Here is a 26,383-nt window from a genome sequence, read left to right on the forward strand (position 1 = left end):
AAACTCAGTCCGCGCGCGTGATGGTTGCGGACTGCGGTCCGACGCTGGCGTTCACCGCAACCGTGCTGGCGCTCGCCCGCGCGTTCGGCCGGGCGTTCATCCGCACCGCGGTGGCACCCGGCAGGCCGGGGAAGCGCGGCCACATGCCCTGCGCTAGCGCATTGCGGCTGACCGACGCCTTCTTGCCGCCCTGCGCCTCGTACATCCAGTAATTGCGCAGCACGGTGGTCACATAGCCACGCGTCTCCCAATACGGGATGCTCTCGATATAGAGCAGCGGGTCGCCGTTATCGCGGACGATCGCGTTCCAGTCGCCGACCGGACGCGGCCCCGCATTATACGCCGCGATCACCTTCGGCAGCAGCCCGCCGGTAACGCCCGCCATGTCGCGCAGCCGCTCCAGATGGCGCTGTCCGACATCCATGTTGGTGCTGGGCTTGGTCAGCGCTTTCACGTCGATCGAGGTGCCACGCTCGCGCGCGAAATCGGTCGCGGCGGCGGGCATGATCTGCATGAGACCGTACGCGCCGGCCGGGCTCTTCACGGTATTGCGGAAGCGCGATTCCTCGAGCGTGTGCGCGTAGACCAGCGCCTTGTCGATGTGCCAGCCGCTGTCCGGCGTCCAGTTCGGCGTCGGATAGCGCGCCTCGGCGGTCGACGTCACACCCTGCGGGCAATTGTGCGCGAGCCATACGGTGGTCGCCGGCAGGCTCAACGCTTCCGCCACGCGGACCAAGTTACCGAACTCGCGCGGGTCGCCGATCTTCGCCTGCTGACGAATGACGTCGTCAGCCAGATCGGTCTCGCCGACCTCGACCAGCGCCGCCGCAACGCGAACGTTGGGACGCTTGCCGACGACCTTCCAGTCGCTGGCGACCAGGCCACCGACCGACGTTCCCTTGTCCTTCATTGCGAGCTGCTGGCGTGCAAGCTGGCCGTAGAAGCTCTCGCCGAACTGCGCCGCCGCCTTTAGCCGACCCTCGATCTTGTCGGGTCGCGAGCACACCATGTCCGCACGCGACGCCCAGTATAGTGCCGCCGCGCGAAGATCGACGTCACCGGCCCGCGCCGCGACACCCTCGAACCCGGATTCGGCATTCGCACAATCATTCTGACGCCATGCCGACAGCGCGCCGACCCAGCGGCCCTGGACCGCCCAGTCGCCGACGCCGTCCTGCGCCTTCGCCGCCATCACGCGCGCGTTCACGTCGTCGCCCTGCAGGAAATAGATCCACGCGATCTTTTGCTGCCACTCGGTCAGCGCCTCGGGGGTGAGCCCGGGTGTGCTCTCGAGCAGCGACTGCGCCTCGCGGCCCATGTCCGCCTTGACGTAGGGCTGCATCTTGAGCGCGAGATCGGCGGCGATCATGTCGCCCTGCAGGCTCTTGGCGCGGACGCGACGCGGCGCGCCGTCCTGCCAGATCAGCCGTTGCGCGGTAGGCAGGGGCGGCAGATCGACCGCCCCGCGCACCTTGGCCAGCCGTGAAATCTGTTCGGCCTCGGGCAGTTCGGGCGCTTCGTTGAGCAGCGCGACGAGCGGCTCCATCTCGATCCTGGGCGAGCCCTTCGCCGTGTACATCTCGGCGCGCGCGATCGCGTGCAGCGGGCCGGGCTTCATCGTGTCGAGCTGGATCTGCGCGTCGGTCCACTTGCCGTCGCGGATCGCCGCGAACACCGTCTTGTACGCCTCGCGCTGGCCCGCATCGAGCTGGTCCGGAATCTGCTCCAGCGTCGGTGCGCCGACCAGTTGCGGCGTCCCGAGCCGCGCATCGCCGCCCGGCTCGCCCGCAACGGCCGCCGCCAGCGCCGGGAAGGGGAGGGCGCTGAGCCCCAGCGCGATAGCCGCCCAGGAAACCGATCGGGTCCGAATCATCTCATGCCCTCTTGCGATATCTGTTCGCGCATCAGCATCTGCAAATCCTTCCAGGCCTCGGCCTTGGCCGCTGGCTTCTCGATCAGAAACCGCGGATGAAAGCTCGCGACCACGTTCGTCATGTGCGACGCGTCACCGACCCCTGTTTGTGCGGTCTTATGGTTAAACCCATGTAAACGCCCGCGCGCGGCCTGTAATTCCGTCCCGAGGATTGCACGGCTCGCCGCATTGCCCAGCAGCAGCAACCGCTTCGGCGCGACCAAGCCGATGTGATGCTTGGCGATTTCCGCAAGCCGCTCCTCGACCTCGCTCTGGATCCGCCCCGCCGTCGGCCGCTTCGCGCAGACCGCCGCGAGGTGCACCTCGTCGCGGGTCAGCCCGATCGCCGCGAGCATCTTGTCGAGCAACCGTCCCGACGCGCCGCTGAGCAATGCGCCCGCATCGCCGTCGTCGCGGTCAGGGCAATCGACAAGCACCATGACCGTAGCGTCAGCCGGCCCGATCGCGGTCAGCGAAACCCCGCTCCAGTCGGCTTCCGGAACCTCGGCCCCGGTCCGCCAGTTGAGGAAATCGGCGAGCGTAAGCGGCATGGCCGACGGCGCAGCAACCCGTGTAGCAGGTGCGGGCTGGGTAACGACGAGCGGCTCGGGCGCGGCGAACCAGTCGCGCGGGACGTCGTCGACCAGCGTGTCGACGCCAGCCTCGTGCCACCAGTCGAGCGCGCTCGCCGCGGCGTTTCGCCAATCGATGGTTTGGTCCGCCCCCATCGGGTAACCTATGCTGCACGGTTGACGTGGCGGTCAACTCGCGCAATCGCCATATTAGCCAAGACGGTGTCCGCCCGAGCCCGGACGAACGTAACGTTCGGGAAGTGGGGCAAATAGGGGAGATCCCCGGGAGACGATGATGACGACACGTGAATCGATGCCCTACGACGTGGTGATCGTCGGCGCAGGTCCGGCGGGGCTTTCGGCAGCGATCCGTCTCAAACAACTGGCAGCCGAGAAGGACGCGGAGATCAGCGTCTGCGTGCTCGAAAAGGGCTCCGAAGTCGGCGCGCATATTCTCTCGGGCGCGGTCATCGACCCGAAGAGCCTCGACGAGCTCCTGCCGACCTGGCGCGACGACGGCTGCCCGCTCGCCGAGGTGCCGGTGACCGAGAACCATCACTGGATCCTGACCAAGACGAAGAAGAGCGAGATGCCGCACTTCGTCACGCCGTCGTTCCTGCACAACAAGGGCACGTACACCGGCTCGCTCGGCAACCTCTGCCGCTGGCTCGCGGGCAAGGCGGAGGAACTCGGCGTCGAGATCTTCCCGGGCTTTGCCGCCGCCGAAATCCTGTTCAACGACGACGGATCGGTGAAGGGCGTCGCCACCGGCGACATGGGCGTCGCGCGCGATGGCACGCACAAGGGCGACTACACGCCGGGGCTCGAACTCCACGCGAAGTACACCTTCTTCTCGGAAGGGTGCCGCGGGCACCTGACCAAGCAACTGATCGCCAAGTTCGCGCTCGACAAGGACAGCGATCCGCAGGTTTACGGTCTCGGCATCAAGGAACTCTGGGACATCGATCCCGCGCTCCACAGCCCCGGCCGCGTCATCCATACGCAGGGCTGGCCGCTGACCGAAACCGACGGTTCGAACGGCGGTGGCTGGATCTATCACCAGGCGAACGGCCAGGTCTCGATCGGCTTCGTCACGTGGCTCAACTACACCAACCCGCATCTCTCGCCGTTCCACGAGATGCAGCGCTGGAAGACGCATCCCGAGATCGCCGCGCTGCTGAAGGGCGCCAAGCGCGTCAGCTACGGCGCGCGCGCGATCAGCGACGGCGGGCTGCAGTCGATCCCGAAGCTGGTCATGCCCGGCGCCGCGCTGATCGGCGACAGCGCCGGCTTCCTTAACGTGCCGCGGATCAAGGGCACGCATACCGCGATGAAGTCCGGCATGATGGCCGCCGAGGCCGCGGTCGAGGCGATCGTCTCGCAGCGCGGTCACGACGAGCTCACCGCCTATCCCGAGGCGTTTGAGCGGTCGTGGGTCAAGAAGGAGCTGTCGGTCGTCCGCAACGTCGTGCCGCTGGTCAAGAAGTTCGGCGATCTGGTCGGCTCGGGGCTCGCCGGCATCACGATGTGGCTCGAGCATCTGGGGATCAAGGTGCCCTTCACGATGCACCACCATCCCGACCATGAGAGCCTGTGGCGCAAGGACCTCGTCAAGCCGATCGCCTATCCCAAGGCCGATGGCGTCCTGACGTTCGACCGCCTCTCGTCGGTGTTCATCTCGAACACCAACCACGAGGAGGACCAGCCGGTCCACCTGACGCTCAAGGATCCGGCGGTGCCGATCGAATACAACCTGCCGATGTACGACGAGCCCGCGCAACGCTATTGCCCGGCCGGCGTTTACGAGGTGGTCGGCGAGGAAACCGGCGACCCGAAGTTCGTCATCAACGCGCAGAACTGCGTCCACTGCAAGACCTGCGACATCAAGGACCCCACCCAGAATATCAACTGGGTCGTACCCGAGGGCGGCGGAGGCCCCAATTATCCCAACATGTAAGCGTCTGTTTCTCGCACTAGGTCTTGCCGTGGCGGCTCCCGCCACGGCGGGAACGGGTGATCTCTCCGCCTATCTGAAGGCCCGCGCCGCCGACGCCGCGGGCAGGCCGGACCTTGCCGCCGCCAGCTACGCCAAAGTGCTGGCGGCATCGCCCGACGATCCCGTCGTCGCGATCCGTGCCTATCGCGAGGCGCTGGAGGCGGGCGACATGCCGCTCGCGACGCGTGCCGTAGCCGTGCTCAACAAGGCCGGCGTCGCCCCCGCCGACGCCGCGCTTCTGCCACTCGCCGATGCCGCGCGGAAGGGCGACACCAAGGCCGCAAACGCCGCCATCGCCACGCTCGCCACCGGCCCGCTCGTGGTGCTCGCGCCCTCGCTGTACGCCTGGGTCGCGCACGCCGAGGGACGCGACCCCGAACCGTCGCTCGCCACGGCCGCGAAGGACCCCGTCGCCAATCGCTTCGCCACCGAGACGCGCGTGCTGATCGCGGCGGCGCCGGCCAAGCAACCGCTCGCGATCGGCGTCTCGCGGCTGCTCGCGCGCCTCGCCAGCGACCTCGCAGCCGGCGAACCCTCGCCGCTGTCGATCGCTTTGACGCAGGCCGCGCTGCGCGCCGACCCCCGTTATGACGGCGCGCGCATCCTCCTCGCCGACGCGCTCGCCCGCAACAAGGTCGTCGACCGTGCGCTCGCCGTCCTCGACGAGATCGACCCAATGGGCCCATCCGCCGCGGCCGCCGGCGCCGAACGCATCGATATCCTGTCGAACGCCGGTCGCGACGGCGAAGCACTCGCGGCCGCCAAGAACCGCATCGACCAGCAGGGCGCGGAGCCCGCCGACTGGCAACGCTACGCCGACCTGTTGCTGACGACCGGCAACCCCGCCGAAGCCGCTACCTGGTACCAGCGCATCATCGCCGCCGACGGGGACAAGGGCGGCACTTGGGGCGCGTGGCTGCAATATGGTGGTGCGCTCGATCAGGCCGGTCGCTGGCCCGAAGCGCGCGACGCTTTGGAAAAAGCCGTCGCCCGAGGCCCCGCGCAACCGCTTGCGCTCAACTATCTCGGCTTCGCAAAGGTCGAGCATGGCGACGACATCCCCGCCTCGATCCGGTTGCTAGAACGCGCCACCCGCCTCGACCCGACCAACGCGTCGATCACCGACTCGCTGGGCTGGGCCTACCACCTCTCGGGCAACACCGCGCGCGCGCTCCCGCTGCTCGAAACCGCCGCGCAGGCCGAACCCACCAACGCCGAAATATCCGATCACCTAGGCGACGCATACTGGAGCACGGGCCGAAACTACGAAGCCCGCTACGCCTGGCGCGCCGCGCTCCTCACCGCCGAACCCACCGAAACCGCACGCATAACCGCAAAGATCGCCAACGCCCTCCCCCCAAAAGCTCGCCGCTGAAACAACGGCCCTTGCCCTGAAAGCTGAGAGGGAAGGGGCTTGCTCCGCCAACATCCGTCAGCCCAGCGAACGCTGGGGTCTCTCACGAGGCGCGCATCGCCCGCCAACGATAAGATCCCAGCGTTCGCTGGGATGACGGTCGATTGTTGGCTAAGCGAATCGGCAAAGCGCGCACCAAGCCCGCCGCCAAACCCCGAGACACCGCAATGCCCGCCATCACCGAACCCGCCCCCGCCAAGATCAACCTGGCTCTCCACGTACGCCGCCGCCGGCTCGACGGCTATCACGACCTCGAAACCCTCTTCGCCTTCGCCACCGACGGCGACCTCATCACGGTAGAAGCCGTCGAGGCTAACAGTTTTACCATAACCGGCCCCTTCGCCGCAGCACTTCTCCCAACCCCTACCACCAACCCGGCGAAGGCCGGGGCCCAATTAGGGGTGGCCCCTGAAGACGCGCACGGCTCGGCCGACGCAGCGCGAGGCGCCGCGCCTTGGCAAGGCAATCTCGTAACCGCCGCCGCCGACGCCTTCACCACCGCCTTCGCCCCCGACACCCATCACGCCATAACCCTTGAAAAGCACCTCCCCATTGCCTCAGGCATAGGCGGAGGCTCGGCCGACGCCGCTGCCACGCTCCGCGCGCTGGTCCGCCTCCACGGCATAGATCCGACCGACCCCCGCCTCCACGAAATCGCCGCGAAACTAGGCGCAGACGTCCCCGCCTGCCTAGCCAATTGCACCATGCTCGGCACCGGCAAAGGCGACACGCTGACCACGCTCGAAGGCCTGTCCGGCACGCCACTCCTGCTGGTAAATCCGGGCGTCGCGGTTTCCACCGCCGCCGTCTTCAAGACCTGGGACGGCCAGGACCGAGGCCCGATTCCGGAAGGTCCCCTCCTCGACCGCGCTAGAGCCGGCCGCAACGACCTCGAGCGCCCCGCGCTGACGCTCGCCCCCATCATCGCCGAAGTCCGCACGCTTCTCGACGCGGCGCGCGGCGTCATCCTGTCGAGAATGTCCGGCTCCGGCGCCACCTGCTTCGCCCTGTTCGAAACCACCCAGGCCCGAGACGCAGCGGCTACCGCCGCGCAAGCCTGCGGCTGGTGGACCCTCGCAACGACCATGGCCTGAAGAAAAGATGCCACCAGCGATGACGCGATTGCGCGGTCACGCCACCACGCCACATCCGTCATCCTGACGAAAGTCAGGACCCAGAGCCACAAATGACACCGCGCGTCTTTTCGCCATCTCAAGACTGTTGATGGGCCGACCACCGCCAAGCCCACGCGCGAGCAAGCCGATCCGTTCTCGACCAAACTCTGCCCAGCCCACTCTTCATCTCGGACTTGTTCCGGGATCCACGTTGGCACGGGATCCGCGGTCTCTGAGCATGCGGGCCGGTTGAGGCGGGATACGAGCCCGGCATGACGGCAGAAGAAGGCAGGGGCGCTCGACGGCTGCTGCTGTCAAGCAAGCGTCCTTTTCTTCGCAAACTCAACGTTCCCTACTTGTTCCAGGGGAACAAATAGAATACATCGGTTTGACGCGTTGAATGGCACGCGCGCTTGCTTTAGCGATGGGAGCTTATCAATGGCCGCTAATCTGAAAGTGATCGACACCGGCATGGCAACCGCAACCAACGACCGCCAGAAGGCGCTCGACGCCGCGCTCGCGCAGATCGACCGCGCGTTCGGCAAGGGCTCGGCGATGCGCCTGGGCTCGAAGGAAACCATGCAGGTCGAGGTTATCTCGACCGGCTCGCTCGGGCTCGACATCGCGCTCGGCGTTGGCGGCCTGCCGCGCGGCCGCGTGATCGAGATCTACGGTCCGGAAAGCTCGGGCAAGACCACGCTCGCGCTCCACGTGATCGCAGAAGCGCAGAAGGGCGGCGGCACCGCGGCGTTCGTCGATGCCGAGCACGCGCTCGACCCGGTCTACGCCAAGAAGCTCGGCGTCAACATCGACGAGCTGATCGTCTCGCAGCCCGACACCGGCGAGCAGGCGCTCGAGATCGTCGACACGCTGGTCCGCTCGAACGCGATCGACGTGCTCGTCGTCGACTCGGTCGCAGCGCTCGTGCCGCGCGCCGAAATCGAGGGCGAGATGGGCGACAGCCATGTCGGTCTCCAGGCCCGCCTGATGTCGCAGTCGTTGCGCAAGCTCACCGGCTCGATCAGCCGCTCGCGCTGCATGGTGATCTTCATCAACCAGCTCCGTATGAAGATCGGCGTCATGTACGGCAATCCCGAGACGACGACCGGCGGCAACGCGCTGAAGTTCTACGCCTCGGTCCGCCTCGATATCCGTCGCATCGGCGCGATCAAGGCCGGCGAAGAGGTCACCGGCAACCAGACCCGCGTGAAAGTCGTCAAGAACAAGGTCGCGCCGCCGTTCAAGCAGGTTGAGTTCGACATCATGTACGGGCAGGGCGTCTCTAAGCTCGGCGAGATCCTCGATCTCGGCGTAAAGGCCGGGCTCGTCGAGAAGTCGGGTGCGTGGTTCAGCTACGACAGCGTGCGTCTCGGCCAGGGCCGCGAGAACTCGAAGACGTTCCTGAAGGACAACCCCGAAACCGCCGACCGCCTCGAAAAGCAGATCCGCGCGCGCACCGACAAGGTCGCCGAGGAAATGATGGCCGGCCCCGACGCCGAAGACGACGTATAACCCCCTACACCCCTCTCCCTAAGGGGAGAGGGAGGGGCCCATTGCCGTCGCAATGGGAGGGTGAGGGCACGCGGCAGATGATGCGCGGTGGCGTGGCGGCAACTGGATTGGCTTTGCAGCGACGTCGGCGTTGGCATCGGCATCGGCTTTGCACCAACATCGGCATTGGATCGCGCCGCACCGCTCCGCCCCGCCCAACCCTCCACCCCGGCGAAGGCCGGGGGCCAATTGGAAAGGTGGCAATAACGAAGCGCGATCTATCGTTGCGATTGTCACCCAACCGATCTCCAGCCCCCGCAGAGGTGGTGGCTCCCACCGAACGGGAGCACCCGCGCGCCCTTGTTCTCCCGCGAAGGCGGGATCCCAGTCTGGATCCCCGCCTTCGCGGGGAAACAAGAAGGCGCGAGCTGCCGCAGAAAAATAGCGCAACAGGCGCGGCAGAGCGTCCAATTCCCCAGCGCCAAACCCGCGCGAGCGTCTATACTTCCTATACTTCGCTCCAAGCCGTCGCCCCCCAGATCCGACCATGAGGCATCCCGACCCATGACCACCGCCTACGACTGGACCGGCAGAATAGGCGACGTCTGGGCCGAGGAATGGTGCCGGACAGATCGCAGCTTCACCAACCTGACCCCGCACCTCAACGCCGCGATCCTCGCCGCCACCGCACCCCAGACGCGCAAGATCATCGACATAGGCTGCGGCGCCGGCGCGACTTCGCTCGCCACCGCGCAAGCCGTCCCGGACGCGACCGTAACCGGCATCGATCTCTCACCAACGCTGATCGATATCGCCAGACACCGCGCCGAAACCCAGTCCAACGCCAGCTTCGAATGCGCCGACATCACCGTTGCCGCCCCGAACCACGGCCCGATCGACCTCTACGTCTCGCGCCACGGCGTCATGTTCTTCGCCGACCCCCTCGTTGCTTTCGCCACGCTCGCCGAAGCCGCGGCCCCCGACGCTTCGCTCGTCTTCTCCTGTTTCGCCGAACGCGCCGCCAATCGCTGGGCCACCGAAACCGTCACTGCGACCGGCGGCGATCCCATCGCGCCTGCCAGCACCGCACCCGGCCCCTTCGCGTTTGCCGATCCGACATATGTCGCCGGAATCCTAGCAACCGCAGGCTGGAATGCCGCTCCGCCTCAGCGCCTGAATTTCGCCTACCGAGCCGGCGAGGGCGCCAATCCCGAGGCCGATGCCGTCGACTATTTCCGCCGCATAGGCCCGGCCGCCTCCGCCATCCGCGACGCGGCCCCCGAGGAACGCGGGCGCCACATCGCGCGTCTCTCCGAAGTCTGCGCGCATTACAGCGACGGCGTCACGGTAGAATTCCCCGCGGCCGCCTGGATCTGGACCGCCCGCAAAACAGCGAATTAGAATAACGGGAAGCCAGCATGATCATCGTCCACCACCTTGAAAACTCGCGATCGCAGCGCATCCTGTGGATGCTCGAGGAGCTCGGCCTCCCCTACGAGATCAAGCGCTACGAGCGGAACAAGCAGACCATGCTCGCCCCGCCCGAACTCAAGAAGGTGCATCCACTCGGCAAGTCGCCGGTGATCGAGGATGCCGATGTTCAGGGTGGCCAGGTGGTCGCCGAAACCGGCGCGATCGTCGAATATCTGGTCGACAAGGCCGACGGAAAGCTCGGCGCCCCCGCTAACCGCGCCGACGTGCTTCGCTACCGCTTCTGGCTACATTATGCGGAAGGCTCGATGATGCCGCCACTGCTGCTGAAGCTCGTCCTCGCGCGCATTCCGATCATGGGCAAGGTCGCGGTCAAGAAGATCCAGCCGATGATCGACGTCCATCTCGACTATGTCGAATCCGAACTGTCGCAGCGCCCCTGGTTCGCCGGCGCGGAGATGACCGCCGCCGACATCATGATGAGCTTCCCCCTGGAAGCCGCGCGGAGCCGCGGCGGCCTGAACGAGTCGCGCCCCGCGACGATCGCCTGGCTGGCCAAGGTCCACGCGCGGCCGGCATATCAGGCTGGACTCAAGAAGGGTGGGCCATACGCCTACTCTTGAGGGCTGCAGACCAGGAGCCGCGTCGAGGCCGAGAATGCGACCTTTCCCTCAACACCACCCCGGCGAAGGCCGGGGCCCAGTTGGAAAGGTTGGAGTAACGAGGCGCGCCGGTCACCATCAGCGTCCCCCAACTGGACCCCGGCCTTCGCCGGGGCGGTACTTCTTCAGTGGTCCGCCAGCGTAAAAGGGCATCCTTGGGACGTCATCGGCTCAACATCGCCAATCGCTTCAAACCTGCCCCGGCCCGATCTTCTCGTAGCTGTCCACATTCACCTTCGGCCCATGCCCGGTCGGCGCCACCGGCGGATCACGATCGGCCGGCTCACGCTCGTCGAGCCCACCCTCCCATTTCGCCACCACGGTCGCCGCCACCGCATTGCCGATGACGTTGGTCGCCGAGCGCCCCATGTCGAGGAAATGATCCACCGCCAGGATCAGCAGGATCCCCGCCTCCGGGATCTTGAACATCGACAGAGTCCCCGCGATCACCACCAGCGAAGCCCGCGGCACGCCCGCAATCCCCTTCGACGTCACCATCAGCACCAGCAGCATCGCGATCTGCTGCCCGATCGGCATGTCGATGCCGTACGCCTGCGCGATGAACAGCGACGCGAACGTCATGTACATCATCGACCCGTCGAGATTGAACGAATAGCCCAGCGGCAGCACGAAGCTCGCGATCCGCGGCGGCACGCCGAACCGGTCGAGCGCCTCCAGCGTCCGCGGGTACGCTGCCTCCGACGACGCCGCCGAGAAGGCGAGAATGAGCGGATCGCGGATATAGCGCACCAGCAACCGCGTCCGCGGCCCGATCAGCAGGAACGCGATCCCGATCAGCATTGCCCACAGCAGCGCCAGGCCGATATAGAAGGTCAGCATGAAATAGCCGAGCTGGCCGAGGATGGTCGGCCCGCGTTCGGCGAGCGTCGCGGTCACCGCCGCGAACACCGCGAACGGCGCGAACCGCATCACGTAATTGGTGATCTGGAGCATCACCGCGACCAGCGCCTCGATCGCCTTGACCAGCGGCGCGGCCTTCTCGCCGACCGCGGTGATCGCGACGCCGACGAACACCGAGAACACGACGATCTGGAGAATCTCGTTGCTCGCCATCGCCGCGATCATCGAATCGGGCACGATATGCGAGATGAACTTGGCGAGGTCGAACGCCGCGGCATCGACGCCGCTCGACGCGGTCGCCGGCGGGATCGCGAGTTCCAGCCCGACGCCCGGCTGCAAGACGTTGACCAGGATCATGCCCAAGGTGAGCGACAACAGGCTCGCGCAGATGAACCAGCCGAGGCTGCGCAATCCGACCCGCCCGAGCGCGCCGGTGTCGCCCATGTGCGCGATCCCGACGACCAGCGTCGAGAAGACCAGCGGTGCGATGATCATCTTGATCAGCCGCAGGAACAGCGACGTCACGATCGAGAAATAGCCGGCGATGTCCTTCAACTGCGCGGCGGACTCGGCCGTGCCGTCGTCGATCGACGCGTTCAGGACCCAGCCGACGACCATCCCCGCGACGAGGCCGAACAAGATGTAATAGGTTAGCCGCTTGGCCATTAATCGCTCCCGAGAAGTGCGGACAGGGAAGGGGATTGCGGCGCCCGGGTCAAGGACCCTATCGTCCGGCGATGTCGACCACATTCCGAAAATCCGTCTTCAGCCCCTCGCGCCGCGACCTGATCGGTCTTGCGATCGCGGCGCCGTTGCTGTCGACCACCGCGATCATCCGCGCCGCCGAACCCGATCTGTCGGCGCTGTCCGACATCACCGGCGCGACCAGGCCGATCGATGCCGCCGAACGCGCTGCGAGGCTGGTGCGCGCGCAGTCGCTGATGAAGGCGGCGGGCATCGGTGCGGTGCTGATCGAGCCGGGATCGTCGATGATATACTTCACCGGCGTCCGCTGGCACACGAGCGAGCGGCTGACGCTGGCGATCCTGCCGGTCGAGGGCGAACCGTGCATCGTCACGCCGTTTTTCGAGGAGCCGTCGGTGCGCGAGACGCTCGCCGTCCCCGCCGAGGTGCGCGTGTGGCAGGAGGACGAGAACCCGCTCGCGGTCGTCGCCGGATTCCTGCGCGACCGGAAACTGGCCACGCGGCCGATCGGGCTGGAGGCGGAGGTGCGCTATTTCGCCTATGCCGGTCTCCAGCGCGTGCTCGCCGAGGCGAAGATCGTGTCCGCCGACCCGGTCGTCCGCGCCTGCCGCATGATCAAGACCCCCGCCGAGATCGCGCTGATGCAGGCCGCGACCGAGGTCACGCTCGCCGCGTATCGCTGGACCTACGCGCGGGTCGAGAAGGGCATGACCGGCCCGGAGATCGGCGCGCTGATGAACGCCGCGACCAAGAAGCTCGGCGGCGCCCCCGAGTTCGCGCTCGCGCTGATCGGCGAGGCGTCTGCCTACCCGCACGGCAGCCGCGAGATCCACCGCGTCGCCGACGGACAGGTCGTGTTGATGGACTGCGGCTGCACCGTGCAGGGCTATCAGTCCGACATCTCGCGCACCTGGGTCCACGGCGCGGCAACCGCCGACCAGCGCAAGACGTGGGACCAGGTCGCCCGCGGCCAACAGATCGCGTTCTCCGCCGCCCGGATCGGCGGGACCGCGGGCAGCGTCGATGACGCGGTCCGCCGACATTACGAAATGCTAGGCTACGGCCCCGGCTACAAGCTCCCCGGCCTGTCGCACCGCACCGGCCACGGCATCGGCATGGACGGCCACGAACCCGTCAACCTCGTCCGCGACGAGACGACGAAACTGGCGACGGGGATGTGTTTCTCCGACGAACCGGGCATCTACATTCCCGGCAGGTATGGCGTCCGCATCGAGGATTGTTTCCACATGACGGATGCGGGCCCTAAATGGTTCAGCGAGCCGCCCAAGTCGCTGGATGCGCCGTTGGGGTAAAGGACGCCCAAGGAACGCCAACACCAACACCAACACCACGACCCCGGCGAAGGCCGGGGCCCAATTGGGGGACGGCGATAACGACGCGCTGCTCTCCATTATTTCCACCTTTCCAATTGGGCCCCGGCCTTCGCCGGGGTGGTGCATCGGGGCAAACGACGGCCCTCAACGAACCGCAGCACCTGCCTCCTTGTTCTCCCGCGAAGGCGGGAGCCCAGTCTGGATCCCCGCCTTCGCGGGGAAACAAGCTCTCTTCGTTTCAATTGGATGCGCGCAGCGCGGGCGTTCGCCGACACCCTTCTCTACTGCACGGCCTTCTCACACCTCCACTTGAGCGAACCGCCTCGCTCGCCTAAGTCCCCGCGCATGACATCGACGAACGACATCCGCCGCGGCTTCCTCGACTATTTCGGATCGCAGGGGCACCAGATCGTGCCCAGCGCACCGCTCGTGCCGCAGAACGACCCGACGCTGATGTTCGTCAACGCCGGGATGGTGCCGTTCAAGAACGTCTTCACCGGCCTCGAATCGCGCCCCTACACCACCGCGACCTCATCCCAGAAATGCGTCCGCGCCGGCGGCAAGCACAATGATCTCGACAATGTCGGCTACACCGCGCGGCACCATACGTTCTTCGAAATGCTCGGCAATTTCTCGTTCGGCGATTATTTCAAGGAACGGGCGATCGTCCACGCCTGGACGCTGCTCACGCGCGAATGGGGCCTGTCGCCCGACAAATTGACCGCCACCGTCTACCACACCGACGACGAGGCGTTCGATCTCTGGAAGAAGATCGCCGGCCTCCCCGATCACCGCATCATCCGCATCCCGACCAAGGACAATTTCTGGTCGATGGGCGACAACGGGCCGTGCGGTCCGTGCTCGGAAATCTTCTACGACCACGGCGAGCATATCCTCGGCGGCCCTCCCGGCAGCCCCGACGAGGACGGCGATCGCTTCGTAGAGATCTGGAACCTCGTGTTCATGCAGTACGAGCAGGAGAATGCCGAGATCGTCGGCAACCTGCCCAAGCCTTCGATCGACACCGGCATGGGGCTCGAGCGCATCGCCGCGGTCATGCAGGGCGTCACCGACAATTACGACACCGACACGTTCAAGGCGCTGATCGCCGCGAGCGGAGCCCTGACGCACACCGCGACCGACGGCGCCAACACCGCCAGCCACCGCGTGATCGCCGATCACCTGCGCACCGCCGGCTTCCTGATCGCCGACGGCGTGCTGCCCGCGAGCGAAGGCCGCGGCTACGTCCTGCGCCGGATCATGCGCCGCGCGATGCGCCACGCACACATTCTTGGCGCGAAGCAGCCGCTGATGCACCGCCTCGTCCCCGCGCTCGTCACCGAGATGGGCGCCGCCTATCCCGAACTGTCGCGCGCACGGCCGCTGATCGAGGCGACGTTGCAGCAGGAGGAAACGCGCTTCCGCCAGACGCTCGACAAGGGGCTGAAGCTGCTCGACGAAGCGACCGCGGACATGACCGACGGCACGCTGGCGGGCGACGTCGCGTTCAAGCTCTACGACACGTTCGGCTTCCCGTACGACCTGACCGAAGACGCGCTGCGCGAGCGCAACATCGCGGTCGATCGCGAGGGCTTCGACACCGCGATGGCCGAGCAGAAGCGCGCCGCCCGCGCCGCCTGGAAGGGCTCGGGCGCGAAGGCCTCGGACGACATCTGGTTCGATATCGTCGAGCAGACCGGCGGCACCGAATTCCTCGGTTACGCGTCGGACACCGGCGAGGGCGAAGTCGTCGCGCTGGTCAAGGACGGCGCGCGCGTCGACCACGCCACGACCGGCGACACCGTCGCGATCGTCGTCAACCAGACGCCCTTCTACGGCGAGAGCGGCGGGCAGGTCGGCGATGCCGGCCACATCTCCAACGACACCGGCCTCCGCGCGAACGTCACCGAGACCTCGAAGCAACTCGGCCGCGTGTTCGTCCATCACGCGATGGTCGACGCCGGCGAGATCAAGGTCGGCGACCCGGTCAAGCTCCAGATCGACGTCGCCCGCCGCGCGCAGATCCGCGCCAACCACTCGGCGACGCATCTGCTGCACGAGGCTCTCCGCGAACGGCTCGGCACGCACGTCGCGCAGAAGGGCAGCCTCGTCGCGCCCGACCGCCTCCGCTTCGACTTTTCGCAGCCGGTCGCGATGACCCCCGCCGACATCGCGCAGGTCGAGGCCGACGTGAATGCGCAGGTCCGCGGCAACGGTGCGGTGACCACGCTGCTGATGACCCCCGACGATGCGATCGCGATGGGCGCGATGGCGCTGTTCGGCGAGAAATACGGCGACGAGGTCCGCGTCGTGTCGATGGGCTCGCAGGATGACGGCAAGACCTATTCGATCGAGTTGTGCGGCGGCACGCACGTCACCGCGCTCGGCGACATCGGCCTTTTCAAGGTCGTCGGCGAAGGCGCGGTCTCGAGCGGCATCCGCCGTGTCGAAGCGCTCACCGGAGAAGCGGCGCGTGCCTACCTGACTAGCCGCGACGATCGCCTTCGTGAAGCGGCGGCGGTGTTGAAGTCGACCCCCGACGAGGTCCCGGCGCGCGTAGCGTCGTTACTCGAAGACCGCCGCCGCCTCGAACGCGAACTTGCCGACGCAAAGAAGGCGCTGGCGCTGGGCGGCGGTGGTTCGGGCGAAGCGGCTGGCCCTGAACAGGTCGGCGGCGTCGCGTTCATCGGGCAGGTGCTCAACGATTTCGAGGCGAAGGGCCTGCGCGGCGCGGTCGACGAAGCCAAGCAGCGCCTGGGCTCCGGCATCGCGGTGATGGTCGCGATCAACGACGGCCGCGCCTCGGTCGCAGTCGGTGTAACGGCCGATCTGGTCGCGAGCCACAACGCGGTCGATCTGCTCAAGATCGCGGTGGCGACGCTGGGCGGGCAGGGCGGCGGCGGCCGTCCCGACATGGCTCAGGGCGGTGGCCCGGATGGCGACAAGGCTGCGGAGGCGGTTGCTGCGGTGCGTGCGAAGCTGGAGGCGTCGGGCGCCTGAAACTCGCCGAAGTCGTACGCAAACCTCAAGCCGTGTTCCCCCGCGGACGCGGGGGCCCAGCTAAGTACCGGTAGCTGCCCTGGCTCCTGGCCCCCCGCTTTCGCGGGGAACAATAAATAGCGCAGTAAAATTATCTCCACCCCGGCGAAGGCCGGGGCCCAGTTGGCACGTCCGGAGTAACGGAGGACAGTGCGTCGTTATCACCGTCCCCCAACTGGGCCCCGGCCTTCGCCGGGGTGGTGCTCTTCGTGGGTTGGCGGTGGTCTCGAAAAGCTCAGCCGCCACGCACCTTCGCCAGCGTAGTCCCGGCAGTAATCGCCTCGATATCCGTCATCAAGTGCAGCAACCGCACCCCACTCCGCGCCATCGCCCGGTCCAGCGCCCTGGCAAAATCCTCGGTCCGGGAAACAGTCTCCGCCCAACACCCATAAGCCCGCCCCAGCGCGGCAAAGTCCGGGTTCCGCAACCCGGTCCCTGACACCCGCCCCGGATACTCCCGCTCCTGATGCATCCGGATCGTCCCGTACCCGCCGTTGTCCACAACGATAACAAGCATGTCCGCCCCATGCGCAACCGCGGTCGCCAGTTCCTGCCCGTTCATCAGGAAACACCCGTCCCCGGCCAGCGCCACGACCGTCCGCTCGGGATGCCGCAACGACGCCGCCACTGCAGCCGGCACCCCGTACCCCATAGCCCCAGCCGTCGGCGCAAGCTGCGTCCCCGGCCCGGCATACGCCCAGTACCGATGCCACCACCCCGAGTAATTTCCCGCGCCGTTGCATATAATCGCATCCGCCGGCAGCCGCTCGCGCATCGCCGCCACGCATGGCCCCAGGTCCATGACCAGATCGCGCGGCGCCGGCGTCGACCACGCAACCCACTCCGCATGCGCCTCGGACCCAGAAGTCCGCGGCGGCAGGTCGACCACCAGCAACGCCTCCGCAAACTCCGCCATCCCCGCACACACCGCCACATCCGCGCGGTACGCTCGGTGCAGTTCATCCGGATCGGGATGGACATGGATCAGCCGCTGCCCCGGATGATCAGGCGTGATTAGCGCATAGCCATCGGTCGTCGCTTCCCCCAGCCGAGGCCCGACGACCAGCAGCAGATCCGCAGCCTTCACCCGCTCGACCAGCTTCGGATTGGGGCCGTACCCCAAGTTTCCCGCCCATACCGGGCAGTCGTTCGGAACAGCATCCTGCCGCCGAAACGCCGCCGCCACCGGAATGCCGTTACGATCGGCCCAGGTCGAGAACGCCCCCGACGCCGCGGCATCCCAGCCCGCCCCGCCGACGATCGCCACCGGCCGCTCGGCGGTCGTCAGCAGATCGGCGAGTAGGTCCATCGTATCGGCGTCAGACCCTTGCGCCACCCGCTCGACCCGCGGCCGATCGACCGCGTCGACGACGTCGAGCAGCATATCCTCGGGCAACGCCAGCACCACCGGCCCCGGCCGCCCCGACATCGCCGTCGCATAGGCGCGCGCGACATATTCCGGGATCCGCCGCGCATCGTCGATCCGCGCCGCCCATTTCGCGATCGGCGCGAACATCGCCTGGAAATCGATCTCCTGGAACGCCTCGCGGTCGCGCGTGCCGCGGTCAATATCGCCAACGAACAGGATCATCGGCTGAGAATCCTGCATCGCGACATGCACGCCGATCGACGCGTTGGTCGCGCCCGGCCCGCGCGTCACGAACGCCACCCCCGGCCGATGCGTCAGCGTCCCGTCCGCGCACGCCATGAACCCGACGCCGCCCTCCTGCCGGCACACCACGAGGTCGATGGCCGGCGTATCGTGCAGCGCGTCGAGCACGGCGAGGAAGCTCTCCCCCGGCACGGTGAAGATCCGGTCGCAGCCCTGTGCGACGAGTTGGTCGACCAGGATACGGCCGCCGGTGCGTGGTGTGATCATCGGCGCATCCTGCCGTCCGTTGTGCGCGAAGTCGAGAAACGGTTACGCTGACATCGAAGCCGGGACCAACCCGACTCGCCCGGAGAGGATCATGACCGACTTCACCACCGTCGCCGACGGCCTGCGTTTCCCCGAGGGCCCGGTGGCGATGCCCGACGGTAGCGTCATCCTCGTCGAGATCGAAGCCGGCCGGATCACGCGCATCGCCTCAGACGGTACCAAGTCGACCGTAGCCGAACCCGGCGGCGGCCCCAACGGCCTCGCGATCGGTCCCGACGGCAAGCTGTATTGCTGCAACAATGGCGGCTTCGCGTGGCGCGAGACGAACAGCTTCCTCACCCCGCACGGCCAGCCGGACGACTATTCGGGCGGCCGCATCGAGCGGATCGACATCGCCACCGGCGCGGTCGAGATCCTCTACAAGGACGGCGATTTCGGCTGCTCGCTGCGTGGACCCAACGACATCGTCTTCGATTCGCACGGCGGCTTCTGGTTCACCGACCACGGCAAATCGCGCGACCGCGAACGTGACATCACCGGCATCTTCTACGCGAAAGCCGACGGCAGCCACCTGGAGGAAGTGATCTTCCCGAGCGAAAACCCCAACGGCATCGGCCTCTCCCCCGACGGCAAGACGTTGTACGCAGCGGAAACCTACACCTGTCGCCTGATGGCGTTCGACATCGTCGCGCCGGGCAAGGTTGCCAGCGCCGCGGGCACGCCGCTCTACCGCCCGGCCGGCTACAAGTTCTTCGACTCGCTCGGGGTCGAGGCGTGCGGGAACATCTGCGTCGCGACGATCGGCGAATGCGGGATCAGCGTGATCTCGCCCGCCGGGGACCTGGTCGAGTTCGTCGCGACCGACGACGTTTTCACCACCAACATCTGCTGGGGTGGCGCGGACGGCATGGACGCGTACATAACCTGCTCGGGCAGCGGCCGGCTGGTGAAGACGCGGTGGAGGCGGCCAGGGTTGGTACTGGCGTATTGACCCTGTTGTGCCCTCCCCCTGGCGGGGGAGGATCGTGAGAAGTCTACCGCGCCACGTTGCCGACCGACCACCAGCGCCTTATGCGAGGCCAAAGACCAGAGGAGGATGCATGGCGAACAAGCGCTACACCGATGCGGCAACGGCACTCGAAGGCGTGCTGTTCGACGGCATGACGATCTGTGCGGGCGGGTTCGGGCTGTGCGGCATCCCCGAGCGGCTGATCGACGCGATCGAGGCGTCCGGCGTCAAGGACCTGACGATCGCCAGCAACAATGCCGGGATCGACGGGCAGGGCCTCGGCAAACTGCTCCGCTCCCGCCAGGTCAAGAAGATGATTTCGTCCTATGTCGGCGAGAACAAGGAATTCGAGCGGCAGTATCTCAGCGGCGAACTCGAGGTCGAGTTCTGCCCGCAGGGCACGCTCGCCGAACGCTGCCGGGCAGGGGGCGCAGGCATCCCCGGCTTCTATACAAAGACCGGCGTCGGCACGCAGGTTGCCGAGGGCAAGGAAACGAAGGTCTTCGATGGCCAGGAATACATCCTCGAACGCGGCATCCGCGCCGACCTCGCGATCATTAAGGGCTGGAAGGCGGACGAAAGCGGCAACCTCATCTTCCGCAAGACGGCGCGCAACTTCAACCAGCCGATGGCGACCGCGGGCAAGATCTGCGTCGCCGAGGTCGAGGAGATCGTGCCCGTCGGCAGCCTCGACCCAGACACGATCCATCTGCCGGGCATCTACGTGAAGCGGATGATCGTCGGCGCCCCCTACGACAAGCAGATCGAATTCCGGACCGTCCGCGAGCGGGTCTCGGCGTGAAGTCAGGCCCGTTGGTGTACAGCAAGCGTGGCCCGTTCTCCTGCGCACGCAGGAGCCCAGGGTCACGGGCGCTGCGGTTAATATCCTGGACCCCTGCGTTCGCAGGGGCACTGGCTCTACAGGGATGCGTGAGCGTTTCCGCACCGACCTCGATCGCGTCCTCGCCTAGCATCGCCGCCCCCGTCGCCGTGGACGGCGTCTCCGCCGGCATGCAGTATCTCTACGCCTCGGGCGAAGCCGCAGCTGTCAGCATCCAGGCCTGGAACGCGCTCGTCGGCTACGTCCGCGCGCAACGCACGCCGACCTCGGTCGTCCTCGCGCAAGGCGCCTCGCTAGCCGCCCCCACTTGGACATCCTGCGGCACCAAACCCAAAGCCGCCGTGTTCGACGTCGACGAGACCGTCCTTCTCAACCTCGGCTTCGAATACGACGCCTCCTCCGGCCAGCCCTGGTCCGACCCTCGTTGGCAGGACTGGGAACGCACCGGCATCAAGCAAGTCGCCCCCGTCCCGGGCGCCCTCAACGCACTAACCGCCCTCCGCGCGATGGGCGTCACGGTGATCTTCAACACCAACCGCTCCGCCGCCAACGCCGCACAGACGGAGGCCGCGATCGAAGCCGCAGGCCTAGGCCCCGCTCGCCACGGCGAAACCCTGTTCCTCGCCGGCGACGACGCGACCGGTTCGAAGAAGGACGGCCGCCGCGCGACGATCGCCGCGAAATACTGCGTCGTCGCGATGGGTGGCGACCAACTCGGCGACTTCAGCGACCTGTTCAACGCCGGCCAGACCCCCGCCGCCCGCCGCGCCGTGGTGCAGTCACCCGCGATCACGGCCAAATGGGGCGCAGGGTGGTTCGTCCTGCCCAACCCCGTCTACGGCACCGCGCTCAAAGGCAATCGCGACGAGGTGTTCCCGCCAGCAGTCCGCTGGGCTCCGACTGGAGGCGTACGCTAATGGCCGACCACCCCAATTCGATCGCACTCGACAAGGGCGCGCAGCTGACGAGCGACTCGGTTGAGGTTGCACGCATCTGGATCACCAACGGCGCGGGCAGCAACGTGCTGATCGACGCGGGCATACTCGAGGACCCGACCGTGTTCGGCTACCTGATCGCCGACACGATCCGCCACGCCGCGCGCGCCTATGCGGGCACCTGGGGCCTCGACGAGGATGCCGCGTTGCAGGCGATCGTCGACGGCGTCGGCACCGAGCTCCGTGAACAATTCACGACCATCACCACCATCCAGGAAGGAATGCACTGATGCCCTGGGACCGTAACCAGATGGCCGCGCGCGCGGCGCAGGAACTGAAGGACGGCTATTACGTCAATCTCGGCATCGGCATCCCGACTTTGGTCGCGAACAACATCCCCGAGGGCATGACCGTCACGCTCCAGTCCGAGAACGGCATGCTCGGGATCGGCCCGTTCCCCTATGCGGGCGAAGAGGACGCCGACCTGATCAACGCCGGCAAGCAGACGATCAGCGAACTCCCGTCGTCGGTCTATTTCAGCTCGTCGGACAGCTTCGCGATGATCCGCGGCGGGCATATCGACCTGACGGTGCTGGGTGCGATGGAGGTCAGCGAAGGCGGCGACATCGCCAACTGGATGATCCCGGGCAAGATGATCAAGGGCATGGGCGGCGCGATGGATCTCGTCGCGGGCGTCAAGCAGATCATCGTCGTGATGGACCACAATGCCAAGGACGGCAGCCCCAAGTTTATCCCGTCGTGTACGCTGCCGCTCACCGGCAAGAACGTCGTCGACATGATCGTCACCGACCTCGCCGTATTCCAGCGCCCCGATCACGACACCCCGTTCAAGCTCGTCGAACTCGCCCCCGGCGTGACCGCGGACGAGGTCGCGGCGAAGACGACGGCGCACTATACCGCCTGATGAAACGCGCCGCCATCGTCATAGCGCTGATCGCGATCCTGATCGCGGGCACGGCGTTCACGGCCGGGCCGGGCACGCTCAGCGTCCTCGACGGCGTGATGGGCGGCGGGCGCGGCACGGCGCGGGTGCGCGAGGGCGTTCCGTTCGGCACGCACGGCCAGAAGCTCGACGTGTGGCGGCCGTCCGGTGGCGCGAAGACCGGTCTGCCGGTGCTGATCTTCTGGTACGGCGGCGGCTGGGTGCACGGCTCGCGCGGCGCCTACGCGTTCGCGGCGCGCGCCTATGCGAAGGCCGGCTACGTCGTCGTCATGCCCGACTACCGCAAGGTTCCCGACGTCCGCTTCCCCGCCTTCGTCCAAGACGGCGCCGAAGCGGTGAAATGGACCCGCGACCACATCGCGCAGTCGGGCGGCGACCCGAACCGGATCGCCGTCGCCGGCCATTCCGCCGGCGCCTATACCGTCGCGATGCTGACGCTCGACCAGCGCTGGCTGAAAGCGGAAGGCGTCGATCCGCACGTCATCAAGGCCGCGGTCGGCCTGTGCGGCCCCTATGATTTCTATCCCTTCACCGCCAAGCGGGCGATCGACGCGATGCAGGGCGCCTCCGACCCGGTGATGACCCAGCCGATCCACTTCGCGCGGGCGGATGCGCCGCCCATGCTGCTGATCACCGCCGGTAACGACACGCAGGTCAAGCCGCACAATGCGATCAACCTCACCGCGCGGTTGAAGGCGCTCGGCGCACCGGTGACGCACATCGATTACCCGGGTTTGAGCCACGAGAACGTTGCGATGGCCTTGTCGAAACCGTTCCGCGGCAAGGCGCCCGTGTTGGCCGACAGCGTTGCGTTCCTCGATCGCGCGATGCCGGCGCGGTAGCCGCGCGCCCCTCCGTCATCCTGACGAAAGTCAGGACCCAGAGCCATGAAAGACGGCGCCCGTAACCCTGGGTCCTGACTTTCGTCAGGATGACGACGGGTACGCGGCGCGTCGAAGCATTCTTACGACCGAAAATTACTTGCAACCTTGGCGTCGCAGCAAGTTTCGGTTAACGCCGCCCCATCATGGCCACTCCGCAAACGCTGTACGAAAAGATCTGGGCGGAGCACGTCGTCGAACGCCGCGACGACGGCACCTGCCTGATCTATATCGACCGCCACCTCGTCCACGAGGTCACCAGCCCGCAGGCCTTCGAAGGCCTCCGCGTGGCGGGCCGCAAGGTGCGCCGCCCCGACCTGACGCTCGCGGTCCCCGATCACAACCTGCCGACGACCGCGCGCAGGGACGCCGCCGGTCGTGTCCTGCCGATCGCCGACCCCGAAAGCGCGCAGCAGCTCGACGCGCTCCGCCGCAATACGACCGAGTTCGGCATCGACTATATCGACGCAATGGCCGTCGAGCAGGGCATCGTTCACGTCGTCGGTCCGGAACAGGGCTTTACGCTCCCCGGCATCACGCTGGTCTGCGGCGACAGCCACACGTCCGCACACGGCGCACTCGGCGCTTTGGCGTTCGGGATCGGCACCAGCGAGGTCGAGCACGTCCTCGCCACGCAGACGTTGCTGCTGTCGCAGGCCAAGACGATGGAAGTCCGCGTCGACGGCGAACTCGGCTTCGGCGTCTCCCCGAAGGACGTCATCCTGGCGATCATCGGCAAGATCGGCGCGGCCGGCGGTACCGGCCACGTCATCGAATTTACCGGCAGCGTCATCCGCCGCATGTCGATCGAAGGTCGCCTGACGATCGCCAACATGTCGATCGAGGCGGGCGCGCGCGCCGGCCTGATCGCGCCCGACGACACGACGTTCGCGTACCTCAAGGGCCGTCCGATGGCGCCGACCGGCGAACACTGGGATCGTGCCGTCGCCTGGTGGCGCAGCCTCGCGACCGATCCCGGCGCGAAGTACGACAAGTCGGTCACGCTCGACGCCGCCGATATCGCCCCCGGCCTCACCTGGGGCACCAGCCCCGAGGACGTCGTCCCGATCACCGGAGTCGTCCCCGAACCGTCGAGCTTCGCCGATCCCGCCAAGCAAGCGGCGGCGCAGAAGTCGCTCGACTATATGGGCCTCACCGCCGGCACCGCGATGCGCGACGTGCCGATCCAGCACGTTTTCATCGGCAGTTGCACCAACAGCCGTATCGAGGACCTCCGCGCCGCCGCAGCGATCGCCGATGGCCGCCATGTCGCAACCGGTGTCCGCGCGCTCGTCGTGCCCGGCTCTGGCCTGGTGAAGCGCCAGGCCGAAGCCGAAGGGCTCGATCGGATCTTCATCACCGCAGGCTTCGAATGGCGCGAACCGGGCTGTTCGATGTGCCTCGCGATGAACCCGGACAAAGTCCCTGCGGGGGAGCGTTGCGCTTCCACGTCGAACCGTAATTTCGTCGGCCGACAGGGTCCCGGAGCGCGCACGCATCTGGTATCACCCGCGATGGCGGCGGCAGCGGCGGTGACCGGTAAGCTGAGCGACGTCAGAGAGTTGATGGGGGCAAGAACATGAAGAAGGTTTTCGTATTGCTGGCGGCTGGCGCGATGCTCAGCGGCGTTGCGGCCTATGTCGCCTCGGCGCGCGTGGTTCCGGAGCGTACGGAACAGCGATGACCCCCGTCACCACCGTCTCGGGCCGCGCCTATCCCTGGGGCGCGAAGAACATCGACACCGACGTCATCATCCCGGCGCACTGGCTGAAGACGATCACGCGCACCGGCCTCGGCCGCGGCGCGTTCGAGACGGTGCGCGCGCAACCCGGCAACATCTTCGACGATCCGCGTTATGCCGGCTCGCCGATCCTGATCGCCGGCGATAATTTCGGCTGCGGGTCCAGCCGCGAGCATGCCGCCTGGGCACTCGCCGACATGGGCATCACCGCGGTGATCGCGCCGAGCTTCTCCGACATCTTCTCGGGCAACGCGTTCAAGAACGGCATCGTCCCCGTCGTGCTTCCTGAGGAAGCGATCGACCGCCTGATCGAGGTCGCCAAGGACCAGATCGTCACCGTCGACATCGAGACGATGACCGTCACCACCCCGTTCCAGGATCGCTTCACCTTCGAACTCGACGCATTCCGCCGCCAGTGTCTCATGGAAGGGCTGGACGAAGTCGGCCTGACGCTGGCAAGGGATACCCAGATTTCAAATTTCGAGGAGGCGGTCGCATCGAATCGCCCCTGGATGACGGTGGAGAGCGGGTATGCGAGCATTGGTGTCGAAGGCAGTCGGCGGACCTGAAACTCTGGAAATGGTCGAGCTGCCCGATCTGGTAGCCGGCCCCGGGCAGGTGGTGGTCGCGGTCAAGGCCTGCGCGATCAACTTTCCCGACGTCCTGATCATCGAGGACAAATACCAGTTCAAGCCGCAGCGCCCGTTCGCACCGGGCGGCGAGATCGCCGGCACGATCGCCTCGATCGGCGAGGGCGTCACCGGCTGGGAAGTCGGCGACCGCGTGATCGCGATGCTCGGTCATGGCGGCCTGTGCGAGCAGGTCATCGCCGACCCCGCCAAGCTCTACCGTCTCCCCGAGGGCCGCAGCTTTGCCGAGGGTGCCTCGCTGATCCTCACCTACGGCACGACGATCCACGCGCTGCTCGACCGCGGCCATATCAAGGCGGGGCAGACGCTGCTCGTGCTCGGCGCGGCCGGCGGGGTAGGGCTCGCCGCGATCGAACTTGGCAAGGCGTTCGGCGCGAAGGTCGTCGCCGCGGTCTCGTCCGAGGAAAAGGCCGCTGCCGCCAAGTCCGCGGGTGCCGACGAAACGCTGATCTATGCCCGCGCCCCGTTCGATAAGGATCAGTCGAAGGCGCTCGCCGAGCAGTTCAAGGCCGCGGTCGGTCGCGACGGCGCGCATGTGATCTACGATCCGGTCGGCGGCGATTATGCCGAGCCCGCGCTGCGTTCGATCGCATGGGAGGGCAAGTATCTCGTCGTCGGTTTCCCCGCCGGGATCCCGCGCCTGCCGCTCAACCTGACGCTGCTCAAAAGCTGTGACGTGTGTGGGGTGTTCTGGGGCGCGTTCGCGGCGCGCGACCCTAAGGCGAACCAAGCGCATATCGAAACGCTGTTCGAGCTCTGGGAGGCAGGAAAGATCGCACCGCGCGTCACGGAGGTCTTCGCGTTCGAAGATGGCGGCAAGGCGATCGCCAAGATGGCGGCGCGCGGCGCGATCGGAAAACTCGTCGTCGAGGTCGGCTGACCGGATCGCCTCGGTCCGACCTTGCGGACGGCGAAATGCGGCATTGTTGCGCATGCGCGGTCCGCGACCTA

At 66.9% G+C, this 26,383-nt stretch carries 21 protein-coding genes; 17 read left to right on the forward strand and 4 right to left on the reverse strand.

All coding sequences use genetic code 11. The annotated features are described in order from the left end of the window. Window positions 1-4: 4 nt before the first annotated feature. Together U1737_RS14550 and U1737_RS14555 are read right to left on the reverse strand one after the other, a co-directional pair. A complete protein-coding gene (locus U1737_RS14550; protein ID WP_332797259.1) occupies window positions 5-1,873 on the reverse strand; it encodes a lytic transglycosylase domain-containing protein in 1,869 nt (622 codons plus the stop codon). Next, a complete protein-coding gene (locus U1737_RS14555) occupies window positions 1,870-2,640 on the reverse strand; it encodes a uracil-DNA glycosylase (protein ID WP_332797260.1) in 771 nt (256 codons plus the stop codon). Before U1737_RS14555 ends, U1737_RS14550 begins: the two co-directional genes overlap by 4 nt. Window positions 2,641-2,779: 139 nt before the next feature. Here U1737_RS14555 and U1737_RS14560 point away from each other — a divergent pair, with 139 nt between their 5' ends. The 6 genes from U1737_RS14560 (at window position 2,780) to U1737_RS14585 (ending at window position 10,554) form a co-directional block, all read left to right on the forward strand. Next, the gene (locus U1737_RS14560; protein ID WP_332797261.1) at window positions 2,780-4,441 is read left to right on the forward strand and encodes an electron transfer flavoprotein-ubiquinone oxidoreductase; all 1,662 of its coding nucleotides are present in this window, start codon (window positions 2,780-2,782) and stop codon (window positions 4,439-4,441) included. A gap of 28 nt (window positions 4,442-4,469) precedes the next feature. Then, window positions 4,470-5,855: a tetratricopeptide repeat protein gene (locus U1737_RS14565; RefSeq protein WP_332797262.1), complete on the forward strand. Its 1,386-nt coding sequence runs from the start codon at window positions 4,470-4,472 to the stop codon at window positions 5,853-5,855. A gap of 206 nt (window positions 5,856-6,061) precedes the next feature. Next, window positions 6,062-6,988 (forward strand): 4-(cytidine 5'-diphospho)-2-C-methyl-D-erythritol kinase, encoded by a 927-nt coding sequence (locus tag U1737_RS14570; protein ID WP_248523200.1) that lies wholly within the window; start codon window positions 6,062-6,064, stop codon window positions 6,986-6,988. Window positions 6,989-7,447: 459 nt separating this feature from the next. Then, window positions 7,448-8,521 carry a recombinase RecA gene (gene recA, locus U1737_RS14575; RefSeq protein ID WP_132739051.1) on the forward strand — a complete coding sequence of 358 codons (1,074 nt, stop codon included), beginning with the start codon at window positions 7,448-7,450 and terminating at the stop codon, window positions 8,519-8,521. Between the two features lie 543 nt (window positions 8,522-9,064). Then, on the forward strand, window positions 9,065-9,901 hold the full coding sequence (locus U1737_RS14580) for a class I SAM-dependent methyltransferase (RefSeq protein WP_248523202.1): 837 nt from the start codon (window positions 9,065-9,067) through the stop codon (window positions 9,899-9,901). Between the two features lie 17 nt (window positions 9,902-9,918). After that, window positions 9,919-10,554, forward strand: coding sequence for a glutathione S-transferase family protein (locus U1737_RS14585; RefSeq protein WP_248523204.1), 636 nt, complete (start codon window positions 9,919-9,921; stop codon window positions 10,552-10,554). Window positions 10,555-10,782: 228 nt separating this feature from the next. Here U1737_RS14585 and U1737_RS14590 read toward each other — a convergent pair whose 3' ends face one another. Beyond that, window positions 10,783-12,120 carry a dicarboxylate/amino acid:cation symporter gene (locus U1737_RS14590; RefSeq protein WP_248523206.1) on the reverse strand — a complete coding sequence of 446 codons (1,338 nt, stop codon included), beginning with the start codon at window positions 12,118-12,120 and terminating at the stop codon, window positions 10,783-10,785. 71 nt (window positions 12,121-12,191) lie between these two features. Between U1737_RS14590 and U1737_RS14595 the strand changes: the two genes are divergently transcribed. Beyond that, window positions 12,192-13,472, forward strand: coding sequence for a M24 family metallopeptidase (locus U1737_RS14595; protein WP_332797263.1), 1,281 nt, complete (start codon window positions 12,192-12,194; stop codon window positions 13,470-13,472). 366 nt (window positions 13,473-13,838) lie between these two features. After that, window positions 13,839-16,493 (forward strand): alanine--tRNA ligase, encoded by a 2,655-nt coding sequence (gene alaS / locus U1737_RS14600; RefSeq protein ID WP_332797264.1) that lies wholly within the window; start codon window positions 13,839-13,841, stop codon window positions 16,491-16,493. Between the two features lie 274 nt (window positions 16,494-16,767). Here alaS and U1737_RS14605 read toward each other — a convergent pair whose 3' ends face one another. Next, window positions 16,768-18,411: a thiamine pyrophosphate-binding protein gene (locus U1737_RS14605; RefSeq protein WP_332797265.1), complete on the reverse strand. Its 1,644-nt coding sequence runs from the start codon at window positions 18,409-18,411 to the stop codon at window positions 16,768-16,770. A 91-nt stretch (window positions 18,412-18,502) separates the two neighbouring features. Here U1737_RS14605 and U1737_RS14610 point away from each other — a divergent pair, with 91 nt between their 5' ends. The 9 genes from U1737_RS14610 to U1737_RS14650 all read left to right on the forward strand — a co-directional run bounded on the left by U1737_RS14610 (window position 18,503) and on the right by U1737_RS14650 (window position 26,312). Next, window positions 18,503-19,402: an SMP-30/gluconolactonase/LRE family protein gene (locus U1737_RS14610; protein ID WP_332797266.1), complete on the forward strand. Its 900-nt coding sequence runs from the start codon at window positions 18,503-18,505 to the stop codon at window positions 19,400-19,402. Window positions 19,403-19,511: 109 nt separating this feature from the next. After that, window positions 19,512-20,222: a CoA transferase subunit A gene (locus tag U1737_RS14615; RefSeq protein WP_277983031.1), complete on the forward strand. Its 711-nt coding sequence runs from the start codon at window positions 19,512-19,514 to the stop codon at window positions 20,220-20,222. Between the two features lie 128 nt (window positions 20,223-20,350). Next, the gene (locus tag U1737_RS14620) at window positions 20,351-21,178 is read left to right on the forward strand and encodes an HAD family acid phosphatase (RefSeq protein ID WP_332797267.1); all 828 of its coding nucleotides are present in this window, start codon (window positions 20,351-20,353) and stop codon (window positions 21,176-21,178) included. Beyond that, entirely contained in the window at window positions 21,178-21,486 is a 309-nt protein-coding gene (locus tag U1737_RS14625) for a DUF5076 domain-containing protein (RefSeq protein ID WP_332797268.1), read from the forward strand. Before U1737_RS14620 ends, U1737_RS14625 begins: the two co-directional genes overlap by 1 nt. Then, on the forward strand, window positions 21,486-22,121 hold the full coding sequence (locus U1737_RS14630) for a 3-oxoacid CoA-transferase subunit B (RefSeq protein WP_332797269.1): 636 nt from the start codon (window positions 21,486-21,488) through the stop codon (window positions 22,119-22,121). Before U1737_RS14625 ends, U1737_RS14630 begins: the two co-directional genes overlap by 1 nt. Then, on the forward strand, window positions 22,121-23,002 hold the full coding sequence (locus tag U1737_RS14635; protein ID WP_332797270.1) for an alpha/beta hydrolase: 882 nt from the start codon (window positions 22,121-22,123) through the stop codon (window positions 23,000-23,002). Before U1737_RS14630 ends, U1737_RS14635 begins: the two co-directional genes overlap by 1 nt. A 185-nt stretch (window positions 23,003-23,187) precedes the next feature. Continuing rightward, complete coding sequence (gene leuC / locus U1737_RS14640; protein ID WP_443027133.1) at window positions 23,188-24,624, forward strand: 3-isopropylmalate dehydratase large subunit; 1,437 nt, start codon at window positions 23,188-23,190, stop codon at window positions 24,622-24,624. A 97-nt stretch (window positions 24,625-24,721) separates the two neighbouring features. Beyond that, window positions 24,722-25,351 carry a 3-isopropylmalate dehydratase small subunit gene (leuD, locus tag U1737_RS14645; RefSeq protein WP_332797271.1) on the forward strand — a complete coding sequence of 210 codons (630 nt, stop codon included), beginning with the start codon at window positions 24,722-24,724 and terminating at the stop codon, window positions 25,349-25,351. After that, the gene (locus U1737_RS14650) at window positions 25,314-26,312 is read left to right on the forward strand and encodes an NADPH:quinone oxidoreductase family protein (protein WP_332797272.1); all 999 of its coding nucleotides are present in this window, start codon (window positions 25,314-25,316) and stop codon (window positions 26,310-26,312) included. Before leuD ends, U1737_RS14650 begins: the two co-directional genes overlap by 38 nt. Window positions 26,313-26,383 lie beyond the last annotated feature (71 nt).

Source organism: Sphingomonas fucosidasi (assembly GCF_036663855.1).
GTDB classification, from domain to species: Bacteria; Pseudomonadota; Alphaproteobacteria; order Sphingomonadales; family Sphingomonadaceae; genus Sphingomonas; species Sphingomonas faeni_B.

Bases quoted from the DNA above. Each gene is read 5' to 3' on its own strand.
- U1737_RS14630 (WP_332797269.1), top strand. From the start codon at position 21,486: ATGCCCTGGGACCGTAACCAGATGGCCGCGCGCGCGGCGCAGGAACTG.
- U1737_RS14615 (WP_277983031.1), top strand. From the start codon at position 19,512: ATGGCGAACAAGCGCTACACCGATGCGGCAACGGCACTCGAAGGCGTG.
- U1737_RS14610 (WP_332797266.1), top strand. From the start codon at position 18,503: ATGACCGACTTCACCACCGTCGCCGACGGCCTGCGTTTCCCCGAGGGC.
- U1737_RS14625 (WP_332797268.1), top strand. From the start codon at position 21,178: ATGGCCGACCACCCCAATTCGATCGCACTCGACAAGGGCGCGCAGCTG.
- leuD (WP_332797271.1), top strand. From the start codon at position 24,722: ATGACCCCCGTCACCACCGTCTCGGGCCGCGCCTATCCCTGGGGCGCG.
- U1737_RS14580 (WP_248523202.1), top strand. From the start codon at position 9,065: ATGACCACCGCCTACGACTGGACCGGCAGAATAGGCGACGTCTGGGCC.
- U1737_RS14550 (WP_332797259.1), bottom strand. From the start codon at position 1,873: ATGATTCGGACCCGATCGGTTTCCTGGGCGGCTATCGCGCTGGGGCTC.
- U1737_RS14555 (WP_332797260.1), bottom strand. From the start codon at position 2,640: ATGGGGGCGGACCAAACCATCGATTGGCGAAACGCCGCGGCGAGCGCG.
- U1737_RS14635 (WP_332797270.1), top strand. From the start codon at position 22,121: ATGAAACGCGCCGCCATCGTCATAGCGCTGATCGCGATCCTGATCGCG.
- leuC (WP_443027133.1), top strand. From the start codon at position 23,188: ATGGCCACTCCGCAAACGCTGTACGAAAAGATCTGGGCGGAGCACGTC.
- U1737_RS14650 (WP_332797272.1), top strand. From the start codon at position 25,314: ATGCGAGCATTGGTGTCGAAGGCAGTCGGCGGACCTGAAACTCTGGAA.
- alaS (WP_332797264.1), top strand. From the start codon at position 13,839: ATGACATCGACGAACGACATCCGCCGCGGCTTCCTCGACTATTTCGGA.
- recA (WP_132739051.1), top strand. From the start codon at position 7,448: ATGGCCGCTAATCTGAAAGTGATCGACACCGGCATGGCAACCGCAACC.
- U1737_RS14595 (WP_332797263.1), top strand. From the start codon at position 12,192: ATGTCGACCACATTCCGAAAATCCGTCTTCAGCCCCTCGCGCCGCGAC.
- U1737_RS14560 (WP_332797261.1), top strand. From the start codon at position 2,780: ATGACGACACGTGAATCGATGCCCTACGACGTGGTGATCGTCGGCGCA.
- U1737_RS14585 (WP_248523204.1), top strand. From the start codon at position 9,919: ATGATCATCGTCCACCACCTTGAAAACTCGCGATCGCAGCGCATCCTG.
- U1737_RS14570 (WP_248523200.1), top strand. From the start codon at position 6,062: ATGCCCGCCATCACCGAACCCGCCCCCGCCAAGATCAACCTGGCTCTC.
- U1737_RS14605 (WP_332797265.1), bottom strand. From the start codon at position 18,411: ATGATCACACCACGCACCGGCGGCCGTATCCTGGTCGACCAACTCGTC.
- U1737_RS14590 (WP_248523206.1), bottom strand. From the start codon at position 12,120: ATGGCCAAGCGGCTAACCTATTACATCTTGTTCGGCCTCGTCGCGGGG.